Origin of the sequence: Cupriavidus sp. HMR-1 (assembly GCF_000319775.1) — a bacterium.
Lineage (GTDB): Bacteria > Pseudomonadota > Gammaproteobacteria > Burkholderiales > Burkholderiaceae > Cupriavidus > Cupriavidus metallidurans.
In genome coordinates this window covers 13,498-26,258 of the sequence record NZ_ANKP01000024.1, presented here as the reverse complement: position 1 = coordinate 26,258, position 12,761 = coordinate 13,498, and the positions used below count along the sequence as shown (strand labels likewise).

Genomic DNA, 12,761 nt, shown 5'->3' with positions numbered 1-12,761 from the left:
CGCGCCTCGCAACGCACGTCTCATAAAGAAAGCGGCCCTGGTTCCCGCAAGTATAGGAAACCAGGGCCGTCCCTCCGCTCGGCAGGTGCCTGCGGCGTTACCCGTGTCAGACCACCTCGAAGAAGTGCGTGCGGTCCCGGTCGAGTTGGGCGATCAGGCCAAACTCCCAGTCGAGATACGCCTGCATGGCAGCCGCGGCATTGTCGGTGCCTTCATAGGGCCGGCGATACCGATCCGTGCGCGGTACGGCGAGACGAGTTTCCCCCTGCTCTACCGGCAAACCGGCCTCCACCCAGGCCGCCGTGCCGCCTTCGAGCACGAAGACCTCGGCCGACGTCAGCGCCCGCAGATCAACCGCTGCGAACCTCGCCAGCAGGCTCGATCCACAGGTGAGCACATAGCGCTTCGCTGGCCGAATCGCCTTGATCGCCTGAGCCAACTGGGCACGGATGGCAAACCATGCGCCGGGGATATGGCGCTTGACGTAGTTGACGCTGGCGGTCACGTCGATCACGGCGACGTCGCCTTCCTTCAGCCATGCGGCCAGCGTGGCAGGCGAAACGGTCGCCACCTCGGGCGATGGCGGAACGTTCGCGGCCGCCAATCCACGTTCGCTGCGCTCATGTTCGCCAACGGGATCGACAACATAGACTTCCCACCCCATCTGCGCCAGCCACGACGCGCTCATGTTCGCGCGTACGCCATCGTCATCGGCCAGCACGATGCGCGCGCCACGTACTGGCGCCTGATGGTCGGTCTCCTGCACCAGTTGTCCACCGGGCGCGCTGCGGAATCCCGGCAGATGGCCGGCCGCGTATTCCTCGGGCGTGCGGACGTCGAACTGGTAGACCGTGCGGCCGGGCACATGCAGGGACGCCAATTCGCCAAATCCGATACGACGGACCCCAGCCCGCGCGGCAATGGCACGGGCGCCTTCGCGCGCCTTGTCGTGGTTGGCGGCATCCACCTGTACCGGCCCCACACGGCTCGCGCCGTGGTCCAGTTCCTGGCCGGCCAGCTTCCAGCCGATCGTGCCATTGCGCAGCGCCGCCACCGGGTTCGGAATTCCGGCGTTGACCAGCGATTGTGTGCCGATGATGCTGCGCGTGCGGCCCGCGCAATTGACGATCACTTGCGTCGCCGGGTTAGGGGCCAACTCGCGAATCCGCAGCACCAGTTCGGCACCGGGCAGGCTCGTGGCCGTGGGAATACTCATGGTCTGATATTCGTCGAAGCGGCGCGCGTCGACGATCACCACGTCGGCTTTGCCGTCAATCAGCGCCTGCACCTCGGGTGCGGCCAGCGACGGCGTGTGACGTTTCGCCTCCACCAGTTCACCGAACGACTTGCTCGGCACGTTCACGTCGCGAAAGACCTCACCGCCTGCAGCGATCCATGCGGTCAGACCACCATCCAGCAACGAGACGTCGGTGTAGCCAAGTTCCCGCAGTCTGGCCGCCGCGCCCGGGGCCAGATCCTCGCCATCGTGCTCGCCGTACACGACGATGCGCGTGTCGCGGCGCGGGATGCGCGCCCAGGCTTCGAGTTCGAGCTTCGACAGCGGAAAGTTGGCCGCCCACAACGGATGCTGCTGCGCATAGGGGTCTTCCTCCCGCACGTCGATCAAGGCGATCTCGGTGCGGTCCAGCAATGCCTGGCGCACGGCCAGGCTAGTTGTCGTCGGAAACGATTGAACTTCAGTCATGACGCGATGGGGTCCTTCGAACGATCCCATGGATTGGGCAAGGTGGAATTGGAATAGCCGGAGATGAATGCCTTGCTGCCGCCGGTCTCCGGAAAGACATGCCGGCGTACCGCGCCGATATTGGCCCCGTACACATGGATGCTGATCGATACGCGGTCATCGTACGCATTGTGCACGCGATGGATGTCGCCAACCGTCGGCGACACCGCCTCCACGTCACCGGGGTTCAGCCGCGTTGCCTCGCCTTGTGGCTGCGGCGTGCCATCGGCATCGATCTCGAACGGCTGCGCGTATTCGGACCCGCGCAACATGCCGATCAGCCCCCATACGGTGTGATCGTGGATGGGCGTGCGCTGGCCCGGCCCCCACACGAAGCTGACAATCGAAAAGCGCTCGGCGGAGTCGCAGTGCAGCAGCATCTGCTGGTAGTACTCGGGATGCGGCTGCGCGTAGGCATCGGGCAACCAGTCGTCTCTGGCCACGAGTTTGGCCAGCAGGCTGCCGCCCTCGTCGAGAATGCGGGCTTCGTCGGGATGCTGGTCGAGCAGCGCCGTGAAAGCGGTAATGAAATCGCGCAGGGGCTTGAGCGCCTGCGCAGGGGTTGGCGATGTGGACATGCCATGTCTCCTGGATCATTCGGCCGTCGTGCCTGGGCAAGGCGTCGCGGCCGATAACGTTTGCCGCAAACATAGCACGACGGCGACGTTCCGTTGCGAGGATCAGTCGGCCAGCGCCGTGCGGCCGGCGGCAGTCAGGATCGAATCGTTCTGGGGCGTGTGGATGCGGCTGCAGAGCACATCGCGATAATGCCGCTCCAGCGGGTTATTGCGACTCAAGCCCTGATTACCGGAGAGTTGCAGCGCCAGCTCCACTGCGCGGATGGCATTCCCGGTCACCGTGAACTTGAGCAGCCCGCTATCTTCGGCCGACGGCGGCGTGCCGGCGTCGGTACGCCCCGCCGCATCGTCCAGCAGCACTTCGTTGGCGCGCAGCAGCGCGGCAATCTCGCCGATGGTCTCCTGCACACGCGGCAGGGTTGCCAGCGGCTTGCCAAGACTGCCAGGTGCGCGTTCGCGCACGAAATCCCGAATCCAGTCGTACGCGGCACGCGCCACGGCGTCATAGAGGCTGCCGAGCAGCACCACCATCCATGCCTGCTGGTCGATATTGCCGTCGATATCGGCCTGGCTCGCGCCCGCCGGGGCCCAAGCCGATGGCGGACGGATATCCACCGCATGTTCGATCGGAATCCACACATCCTCCAGCAAGGTCTCATGGCTGCCCGATGCCCGCAGTCCCATGTGGTTCCAGCTTTCGATCACACGGATGCCCGGCGTGTCGGCTTCGGGCTTCGGTACAAGGAACACCCCGATCCGCGGCTCCGGTTCGTGCGTGCGCGCCCAGACCGCCAGCCAGCGCAGCGCGGGGATGCCAGTGCTGTAGAGCTTGTGCCCCCGCAGCCGCCAGCGATCGCCCACGCGCGTGGCCACGGTGCCGGGCAGCCCACCCCGTGCCGGCGAGCCCAGTTCCGGCTCCACACGCAACGAGTTGATCAGCGCCCCCTCCTCCACCGCCGAGCGGAACACCTGCTCGCGCACCGCCTCCGGCCAGCGTGCCTCGTCCCGGCCGATCGCGCGGTGCTGCAGGTAGGTCATCGTCAACACCAGCGCCGTCGCGGCGTCTCCGCCGGCCACGGCGGCGATGATGCGGCGCGCCTCTGCCAGCCCGGCACCACCACCTCCCGAAGCCACAGGTACCGCCTGTGAGATCAGGCCGTACTGGTGCAGCAACGCAAAGTTGTCGTGGGGAAATGTGCCGCGCGAGTCGTGATCGGCAGCAGTGGCAGCAAGGCGCGGCGTGAGTTCTGCAAGAACTTTGGCCAGCCGCGCCTCACTGGTCGGCAGCCGGCGCAAGGGGGACGAAGACATCGGGAATCCTTCGGAAGACGTGAACGAATCGCTGCATAGCGTACCGCCCGAAGCGGGCCGGCGATAACGACGCAATTCGCATATCGAGCATCGGTTCCCAGCGCATATGGAGTCACGTTTTTATTCGTTCTCGCGCGGCGCGCGCTGGCTTACGGTGACGGCTCGAACCGTTTCACGAACCAGGAGCGCCACCCATGAGCGTCGACATCATCGGCATGATCCAGAGCCAGAAGCAGTCCGAGATTCACCCGCCTGACGGGCCCGTGATCGATCGCGACTACGTGCGCGCGTTCGCGCAGGCCCATGAGCAGGCCGGGTTCGACCGCATCCTGGTGCCTCACCATTCCACCGGGCCATCGGCCACGCTGACGATCTCCTACGCGGCCACCGTGACCGAGCGCATCCATTTCATGCTGGCGCACCGCCCCGGCTTCACAGCGCCGACGCTGGCCGCCCGGCAGATCGCCACGCTCGACCAGTTCAGCGGCGGCCGGCTCGGGGTGCATTTCATCTCGGGCGGGTCAGACGACGAACAGCGGCGCGACGGCGACTATCTCGATCACGACCAGCGCTATGCCCGTACCGACGAGTACCTTGGCATCCTGCGTCGCATCTGGACCGAGGACCAGCCCTTCGATCACGAGGGCACGTTCTACCGCTTCCAGCGCGGCTTCTCCGAAGTCAAACCTGCCCAGCAGCCGCATGTGCCGATCTACTTCGGCGGTGCTTCCGAAGCAGCACTCGCCGTGGCGGGCAAACATGCCGACGTCTACGCGCTGTGGGGCGAATCCCTCGACCAGGTACGCGAGCTGACCACGCGCGTGCGTGCCGAGGCCGCCAGGCATGCCCGCGAGGTGCGTTTCTCGGTGTCATTCCGGCCCGTACTGGCGGACACCGAGGAAAAAGCGTGGGCCCGCGCCGACAGCATCCTGGAACGCACCCGCGCGTTGCGCGTGCAGGCCGGCTACAGCCGTGGCGGCCCGCAACAGAGCGAGGGCGCGCGTCGTCTGCTCGCCGCCGCCGACAAGGGCGACCGCGTTGATCAACGTCTGTGGACCGCCATCGCGCGCGAAACCGGCGGCCGTTCGAATTCGACCGGTCTGGTCGGCACACCGGAACAGGTGGCCGATGCGTTGCTGGCCTACTACGACCTCGGCGTCAGCACGTTCCTGCTCCGCGGCTTCGATCCGCTTGACGACGCCGTCGACTACGGTCGCGAACTGATTCCGCGTGTGCGCGCGCTCGTCGCGCAACGCGATGCCGAGCGCCAGCGCAAGGCAGCCTGAACCGGCCTGAACAACTGAAAACGGGGAGAAAAACCATGAGCCAGAAGCCGTCCCAACAATCGTCCCGCCCTGACAATCGTCGCCGCAGCCTGCTGCGCCTGGCCGGCACCACGGCCATCGCCGCGCCCGCGCTGATCCTGGGCCGTCAGGCCTGGTCGGCCCCGCGCAAGCTCACCTTCGCGTGGAACCAGAATTCCTTCTGCCTGACGCCTATCGTCGTGGCGCAGGAGAAAGGCTTCTTCGAAAAGAACGGGTTGCAGGTGGATCTGATCAACTACAGCGGGTCCACGGACCAGTTGCTCGAGTCGATCGCCACCGGCAAGGCCGATGCCGCCGTGGGCATGATCCATCGCTGGCTCAAGCCGCTCGAAGCCGGCTTCGACGTGAAGATCATCGGCAGCTCGCACGGCGGCTGCGTGCGGCTGGTTGGCGCGAAGGCGGCTGGCGTCACGAACCTTCAGGCACTCAAGGGCAAGACCGTCGGCGTCAGCGACCTGGCCGCACCGGGCAAGCATTTCTTCACGATCCTGCTGGCCAAGAACGGCATCGACCCCGACCGCGACATCACCTGGCGGCAGTACCCGGCCGACCTGCTCGGCGTGGCCGTCGACAAGGGCGAAATCCAGGCAATCGCCGATGGCGACCCGAACCTCTACCTGCTGGAGAAGCGCACCAACGGCGCGTACGTGGAACTGGCCACCAACCTGACGGGCGAATACGCACGGAAGGTCTGCTGCGTGGTGGGGGCGCGGGGCGAGCTGGTTCGCAACGATCGCCCGACGGCGGCCGCGCTGGCGCGTTCGATCGTGCAGGCGACGGACTACGTCAACGAGAACCCTAACGAGGCGGCAAAGGTGTTCGCCAAGTACTCGCCCAAGATCAGCCCGGACGATCTGCGCAAGCTCTACGCCACGCTCACCTACACGCACCACCCTACCGGCGTGGATCTGCAGGAGGAGATCGCGTTCTACGCCGACGACTTCCGCCGCATTGGCGTGCTCAAGAAGTCCACCGATGCCAAACGCCTGGCGCAGCATGTCTACGCCAACGTGCTGGGGTAAGACCATGACGACCAACCAAAGCACCCTCAACGCGCGGCTCGCGCAACCCGCCCCCAGGACCGTCGCCCCACGCGTGACGGTCTGGCCCACGGGCATCGTGGCGGCGCTGGCCTGGGGCGTGTTCGGCGCCGTGACCTGGCGCTGGCCCAACAAGATGGCCGGGTTCAACGACTGGGCCTATACGGAGGAACTCGGCATCGTCGTGCTCGGTGTATCCGCCGCGCTGTTGTTGCTGGCCCTGACGGGCGGGTACGCAAGCCGAAGTGGGCCGCTTCAGCGCGCGGTCGCCGCACTGCGGGCAGCCGGTCCCTGGCTCGTCGCCCTGCCACTGGTCTTCACCGCCTGGGAGATCCTGACCGCCAAGACCGCGATCCTGCCGACGCCATTCTTCGCGCCGCCCCAGGCGCTGATCGAGGTCTACCTCGACGACTGGCAACGTCTGGGCGACAGCGCATTCAACACGTTGAAGCTGCTCGGCCTTGGCGTGGGATACGGCGCGCTGGCAGGCTTCCTGATTGGTGTGTCGATCGGATGGTCTCGCCGCATCGGCTACTGGATTCACCCCGTGCTGCGTGTGCTTGGCCCCCTGCCCTCCACGGCGCTGCTGCCGCTCACGTTCTACTTCTTTCCGTCGAGCTATTCCGCAGCGGTGTTCCTGATCGCGCTGGCGACCGCGTTTCCGGTGGCGGTGCTGACGTGGTCGGGCGTGGCCGGCGTCAACAAGAGCTACTACGACGTGGCGCGCACGATGGGCGCATCGGGCTGGTTCCTGGTGCTGCGCGTGGCGATCCCCGCCGCGCTGCCTCAGGTATTCGTCGGCCTGTTCATGGGGCTTGGCGCATCGTTCTCCGTGCTCGTCACGGCAGAGATGATGGGCGTGAAATCCGGTCTGGGCTGGTACCTGACCTGGGCTCAGGGCTGGGCATCGTACGTGAACATGTATGCAGCGCTGATCGTCATGGCACTGCTGTTCTCAGGGGTCATCACATTGCTGTTCGCCGTGCGCGACCGCGCGCTCTCCTGGCAGAAAGGAACCGTCAAATGGTAGCCGTAATGGAACACGCCCCCGAGGCCGCTGGCGCCCGGATCGACATTCGCAGTGTCAGCCACGCCTTCGGCGACGGCGCGCGGCGGTTGCCGGTGCTGGACGACGTCAGCCTCGACGTCGCGCCCGGCGAGTTCGTCGCGCTGCTCGGCCCGAGCGGCTGCGGCAAGTCCACGCTGCTGCGGCTGGTGGCCGGGCTCGAAACACCGAACGCCGGGGAGATCCGGCAGGATGGCACGCCCATCGACCACCCCGATCCCTCCCGCATCGTGGTCTTCCAGGATCCCACGCTGTACCCGTGGCGGCGCGTGCGTGACAACGTCGCGCTCGGCCTGCAGGCTCGCGGCCTGTTGCGACGTGAAGGCCATCGCGTCGACGCCGCGCTCCGACGCGTGGGCCTCGAAGCGTTCGCGGATGCCTTCCCGCATCAACTCTCCGGCGGCATGGCGCAACGCGTGGCGCTGGCCCGCGCGCTGGTCAACGATCCACGGCTGCTCGTGCTCGACGAACCGCTCGGCAAACTGGACTCGCTCACGCGCCTGGCCATGCAGAGCGATCTAGTCGAACTGTGGCAACGCGCCGGGTTCTCCGCTCTGCTGGTCACGCACGACGTCGAGGAGGCGCTGTTCCTGGCGCAACGCGTCATCGTATTCAGCCAGCGCCCGGCCAAGATCACCGCGCAGATCGACGTGGACCTGCCCTATCCACGGCATCGCGGCGACCCTCGGCTGACCGAGCTGCGGCACGAAGCGTTGCGGCATCTGGGTCTGGATGCCAGCTGGTAACGGGCAGCGCAACGCATGAATGGACCACCGGCACAGGCGTGGCTCAACACGCTGCTCACGCTGTTGCAGGACGGGCAGCTTGCGCTATTGCGGCTCTGGCATGGGCTGCACCTCTCCGGTGACGCGCATGGCCAGCCCGCCTGGCCGTGGGCCCGGAGAATCGCGGGGGAAACGCTGCTGATCGATCTGGGTCTGGCACGTCAGGTCGCATGGAGCCTTGCGGCAATCGCGGCGGCGCTGGCCTGTGTCGCCGTCGCCGGCATCTGGCGTGGCAAGCGGCTGACCTGGCTCGCTGCCGCGGCGCTGACGCTTATCCTCGCACCCTGGCCATCGCCGGCATTGTTGTTCACCCCTGCCGCACCCACCAGTTTTCACCGCAGCCCCACCCGCTTCTCAGCCGACAGCATCGCGCATGGCGCACGTCTCTACGCGCAGCATTGCGCCGCTTGCCACGGCGAGGATGGCCGGGGTGAAGGACCGCTCGCGGCCGGGCTATCGCGATGGCCACCAACGTTCGTCGGCCCGTTACTGGGACGCCGCGCCGGCGGCGATCTGTTCTGGCATATCGCCAATGGGATGCGCGATAGCGAGGGCCGGCAGACGATGCCCGCATTCTCGCGAGCGTTCGACGATGCCGACACCTGGGCCGTGATCGACTACACCAAGGTGCTGGCCGCCGGCACTGCCGCCAGGACGTTCGGCAACTGGCCGATCCCATTGCGTCTGTTCGACGTCACGGTACGCTGCGGACAGGATGCGGGGCGCCCGATGGCCGACTGGCGCGGACATCAGCGCGTCCGAGTGGTGGCATTCGAGGGCGAGGGCTATGCCGGCGCGCTGCCACTGGAAGACCCACGCTTTCTGACATTGCTGCTGACGCGCGATGGGAAGCCGCCCGTCAATGTCCCACAGTTCCGCGCGGGGTGCGTCGCCGCATCACCGCTAGCCTGGGACGCATACGCCCGCATCGCCGGCATTGCCCCCAACAGACTGGCTGGCACCGAGTTCCTGGCCGATCGCGATGGCTGGCTGCGCGCGCGATCCCTGCCGGGCCGAGATGCGTGGGGTACCGCCGATCTGCTCTGTTCGACCGGTCAGGTCAACAAGGACCGTGGCCCGACATCGCCCGGCACGGATGGCCTCACGTCACTGCTGTTGCGCATGGATGCCGAACCCGTCCGATTCGTCCAGGGAGGCTTTATCCACTAGTCCCCCCGGGCATCCGGTTGCGTCGGATCAAGTCACGGAGCAGCTTCAGAAAGGGCCGCCATCGCGCATCGAAAAATCCTCACATTGCGCCCCTTTGCCCCCCGTAGCGTATGCACTCCTCAATCGCTACGGACTGCTTCCGATGTCACTGGATCTTCTGCCCGCGGATGCCGGCCCCGACTTCGCCGTGGGGGCCGCCAAACCCTGGACGGGCCGCTATCCCGTCTCGTCCGGGCTCTTCGAAGTCCGCCCGGCGCGAATGCCGCGCGACGTATTGCCGGTGTTTGACGACGACCTCGACTGTATCGTCGGCTACCAGCGCGCATTCGCCGATCGCTGCCATCTCTTCGATCTGAATGGCGACATGCTTGGTGTATGGGAAGCCATGACGGCACTGCCGCCGCCGGCGGAACGTGGCTCGTTGATGGTAGTGGGCGGCTTGTGGAAGGCCAACGTGCGTGGCATGACCGCACTGGGATTGAACGGCTCAGGCATGGCGCTGGCACCCGCGATGCTCGCGCAGTTGCGTTCGCGTTTCGCCGCACTGGCGGACACGCCGCTGCTCTATACGGAGGCCGCACACGCACGCATGAGCGATCCGCAGCGATTCGTCCCTGTGCATATCTTGCGGCTGGCAATGCGCCACGGGGAGCGCATTGCGCCGCCTGAAGGACTGAAGGGCGTGGCCCGTTACATGATCGGACTACGGATTCGCCAACTGCCGTTCATGCTGGATCTGGTCACGGCGCATGCCGGCGCCACGATCGTCGCATTCAACTACTGGCGTTACGCCGACACGTCGCCCGTAGCACAATCGCGGGGCAATCCCTGACTTGCGCCGGCACCGTGCCCAGTGACCTGGGCAACCGCCGCCAGCACCTCGTCGACCGGAGGGCGCACGCCGTTGTCGCCGACCGAGATCGACTGGCCAGGCCGATTCACGCCGAAATGCGGCCGGGACGTCGCCGTGAAGATCATGACCGTGGGCTTGCCAAGCGCATCGGCCAGGTGCACGAACCCCGTGTCCATGCCGACGACCAGCGCCGCCGCATCGACACGCTGCGCGCACTCCGTGATCGACATGCGCGGCAGCACTTCCGCGCCAGGAATGGCGGCCGCAAGTGCCTTCGCCTCTTCGTGCTCCTGCTGCGATCCCCACGGCAACTGCACGCGGTAGCCCCGGAGCGAGAGCGCGTGGCCCACCTCGATCCAGTTTGCCTGCGGCCACTTCTTGATCTCGGCGGACGTAGCGTGAAACAGCATCGCACGCGGCACGCCGTCTGCGGCGAGCGGCGCGGCCGGCTTCGGGATGCTCAACTCGCAGGTTTCCTGCGGCTCGATCTCGTAGCCGAGCGCATTGGCCACCACGAGGCGCATCTTGTGCCGGCAGTCCGCATCACCGTGCGGCCCGAACAGTTCGGTATAGGCAAATTCGGCGCGTGACTCACCGAGAAATTCGGCGGCATACCCCAGGCGGCGGCGGGTCCGGGACAGGCGCGCAACGATCGCGCTCTTGTAGACACCATGCACGTCGATGGCCACGTCGTAGGGCTCGCGGCGCAACTCGCGCACCGCGCCGAGAATGCCACGCAGGTCTCGCCACTTCTTGCCGTTTTTCTTGAACTGGCGCAGCGGCGGTGCAATCACACGATCAATGCCGACCGTCCAACGCGGGATATCCGCGCAGGAGGCATCGGCTACCCAGTCGATTTTCGCGCCGGGATAGGCGCGTCGCAGATCGTGGACCAGCGGTAACGTATGCACCATGTCACCGAGCGACGTGATCTTGATCAGTAGGATGCGCTTCATGAGGTGTGGGTCGGCCACGATGGCCAGCAAAAATGGGGGCGCCGCCGGACAGGCCGCGTTTTGGAAGGCGCTAGTATGCCTCAGCCAGTCGCGCGCAGCATCCCGGCAAGCGCGCTTGTCCACCACCTCCAACCCGACGCCGGCACCTGACCGGCGTGTATTCCTGCCGATTCCTGCCGATTCCTGCCGCTAGTGCCAAACCGATGCATCGGCCACAACGGTGGCGAACCGGTCATTCAAGGCTGCCAGGGTAACGCGATGCAGTTCGGCTGCGGACAACGGCGCACCTCCCAGTGGATCGGGCAAATCACGCGTGGCGCAGGCAGCGGCCACCAGCGTCACGCGGTAGCCGTGGTCGAGCGCGGACCGGACGGTCGCGCTGATGCACATATGGGTCTGGAAGCCCGCCACGATCAGTTCCTTCCTGCCCGTGGCTGCCAGGAGATCGGCCAGGTCGGTGCCGGCAAAGCTGTTCGGCAGGTGCTTGACCACGGACTGCTCGCCATCGACCGGAGTCAGACCTTCGATGATCGCCGCGTGAGGTCCAGCCGGATCGAACGCCCCGCCCGCCTTCCCGTGGTGCACGACGTGAATCACCGGCGAGCCGTGCCGGCGCGCCAACGCCAGAAGCTCTGCGCAGCTTGCCACCGCCTCGGGCATACCGGTCAGCGGCAGCTTGCCGTCGACATACTCGCGCTGATGATCCACCAGCACAAGAACGGCATCCGACCAGGCGGATGGCAGGCGGCTCGCGCCTGCAGCGTCGAGAAGCGTTGTTGGAACGGGGGCGACTGACATCTCACATCTCCATGGCCAGGTGACTATGCAGGCATCGTAGGACAGGCTAAGTTGTGCGCCAATTCGCCACTCATTCACAATCACTGTGCAAAAAAGCACAATCTCATGGGATGATCTGCTGACGCTGTCAACGCTGATGCGGGCCGGCAGCTATTCCGCCTGCGCACGCGAACTCGATATCACCCATGCCACAGCCATCCGGCGGATCCGGCGCCTGGAAACAGCGCTGGGAAAGCCGGTTGCCACCCGGGCGGACGGCACCTTTGTGCTGACCGCGGCGGGTCGCAACGCACTGATTGCGGCGCGCCAGATGGAGCAGTCCGCCGACCGCCTGCTGCGAGAAATCGAAGGCGTGGCATCGGGGGTCTCGGGGGTGGTGCGGGTGGCAGCCACCGCGGCGATGGGCACGTGCCTGCTGACGCCGCGCCTGCCGGCGCTCTACGCGGCCAATCCAGAGGCGGAAGTCAGGCTCGAACTGGACAACCGGGTAGCCAGCCTGGCCAGGCGCCGCGCGCATATCGCGGTGCGTCTGGCACGGCCGCAGGAAGACACGGTGGTCGCCCAACGCGCGGGGACCGTGCATTTCGGACTCTATGCGCCGGCCGGTATGACAGTGGCCACCGCGCTCGCCAGCGATACGCCACTCTGTGGCCTGCTCGACGAGGGTTTCACGCTGCCGGAAGTGGAGTGGCCGAAATCGCTGAATCGGCGTTTCGCATTCCAGTCCAACAGCCTGCTGGCGGTCAGCCAGGCAGTGCGCACCGGCCTGGGGGTTGCCCTGCTCCCCCACTACCTCGCCGCCGGAGACCCGGGCCTGACCCTGGCGCAGGACGTACCCGAGGTCACCCGTGAAATCTGGCTGGCCTACCCGGCCGAGTTTCGCGGGGCGTCACGCTTCCGCCCGGTCATCGATTGGCTGGTCGAAGCGCTGGCCGAGTGCCGCTGACAATCCTCTCGTTCGCCGCACAGGAAGCTCCCGAATGTCGCGCCACCGCCACGGTGTGCGCCATGTTCCACCTCGCGTGCGATCACACACGCGTTTGTGCCGGTACTCCCAAGGCAACCGATAGCAGTTCTGCTACGCTTTGAACCGGTTGCCGATGATAGATAGGTGGGGCCAATCAATGACAGCATC

Annotated in this window: 12 protein-coding genes; 7 read left to right on the top strand and 5 right to left on the bottom strand. The window is 66.3% G+C overall.

All coding sequences use genetic code 11. The features are described 5' to 3' along the window. Window positions 1-106: 106 nt before the first annotated feature. The 3 genes from D769_RS02020 to D769_RS02010 all read right to left on the bottom strand — a co-directional run bounded on the left by D769_RS02020 (window position 107) and on the right by D769_RS02010 (window position 3,633). Complete coding sequence (locus D769_RS02020) at window positions 107-1,705, bottom strand: rhodanese-related sulfurtransferase (RefSeq protein ID WP_008641607.1); 1,599 nt, start codon at window positions 1,703-1,705, stop codon at window positions 107-109. Further along, on the bottom strand, window positions 1,702-2,322 hold the full coding sequence (locus D769_RS02015) for a cysteine dioxygenase type I (protein WP_008641596.1): 621 nt from the start codon (window positions 2,320-2,322) through the stop codon (window positions 1,702-1,704). Before D769_RS02015 ends, D769_RS02020 begins: the two co-directional genes overlap by 4 nt. Before the next feature lie 102 nt (window positions 2,323-2,424). Continuing rightward, entirely contained in the window at window positions 2,425-3,633 is a 1,209-nt protein-coding gene (locus tag D769_RS02010; protein WP_035882287.1) for an acyl-CoA dehydrogenase family protein, read from the bottom strand. Window positions 3,634-3,827: 194 nt separating this feature from the next. Between D769_RS02010 and D769_RS02005 the strand changes: the two genes are divergently transcribed. The 6 genes from D769_RS02005 to D769_RS01980 all read left to right on the top strand — a co-directional run bounded on the left by D769_RS02005 (window position 3,828) and on the right by D769_RS01980 (window position 9,851). Continuing rightward, complete coding sequence (locus tag D769_RS02005; protein WP_008641588.1) at window positions 3,828-4,919, top strand: LLM class flavin-dependent oxidoreductase; 1,092 nt, start codon at window positions 3,828-3,830, stop codon at window positions 4,917-4,919. A gap of 35 nt (window positions 4,920-4,954) precedes the next feature. Further along, on the top strand, window positions 4,955-5,980 hold the full coding sequence (locus tag D769_RS02000) for an ABC transporter substrate-binding protein (RefSeq protein ID WP_008641586.1): 1,026 nt from the start codon (window positions 4,955-4,957) through the stop codon (window positions 5,978-5,980). A gap of 4 nt (window positions 5,981-5,984) precedes the next feature. Then, window positions 5,985-7,028 (top strand): ABC transporter permease subunit, encoded by a 1,044-nt coding sequence (locus D769_RS01995; RefSeq protein WP_008641584.1) that lies wholly within the window; start codon window positions 5,985-5,987, stop codon window positions 7,026-7,028. Next, on the top strand, window positions 7,022-7,810 hold the full coding sequence (locus tag D769_RS01990; RefSeq protein ID WP_008641582.1) for an ABC transporter ATP-binding protein: 789 nt from the start codon (window positions 7,022-7,024) through the stop codon (window positions 7,808-7,810). Before D769_RS01995 ends, D769_RS01990 begins: the two co-directional genes overlap by 7 nt. 15 nt (window positions 7,811-7,825) lie before the next feature. Next, entirely contained in the window at window positions 7,826-9,019 is a 1,194-nt protein-coding gene (locus D769_RS01985) for a cytochrome c (protein WP_008641581.1), read from the top strand. A gap of 142 nt (window positions 9,020-9,161) precedes the next feature. Next, window positions 9,162-9,851, top strand: coding sequence for a hypothetical protein (locus D769_RS01980; RefSeq protein ID WP_008641579.1), 690 nt, complete (start codon window positions 9,162-9,164; stop codon window positions 9,849-9,851). Here D769_RS01980 and waaC read toward each other — a convergent pair. Next, window positions 9,806-10,828: a lipopolysaccharide heptosyltransferase I gene (gene waaC / locus D769_RS01975; RefSeq protein WP_035882357.1), complete on the bottom strand. Its 1,023-nt coding sequence runs from the start codon at window positions 10,826-10,828 to the stop codon at window positions 9,806-9,808. The two genes, D769_RS01980 and waaC, sit on opposite strands and share 46 nt — an antisense overlap. A gap of 189 nt (window positions 10,829-11,017) precedes the next feature. Continuing rightward, window positions 11,018-11,626, bottom strand: a complete 609-nt coding sequence (locus D769_RS01970; RefSeq protein WP_008641567.1) for a cysteine hydrolase family protein — start codon at window positions 11,624-11,626, stop codon at window positions 11,018-11,020. 85 nt (window positions 11,627-11,711) lie between these two features. On the opposite strand from D769_RS01970, the gene D769_RS01965 reads away from it, so the two are divergent. Next, window positions 11,712-12,572 (top strand): LysR family transcriptional regulator, encoded by an 861-nt coding sequence (locus D769_RS01965; protein WP_008641566.1) that lies wholly within the window; start codon window positions 11,712-11,714, stop codon window positions 12,570-12,572. The last annotated feature ends 189 nt before the right edge of the window (window positions 12,573-12,761 follow it).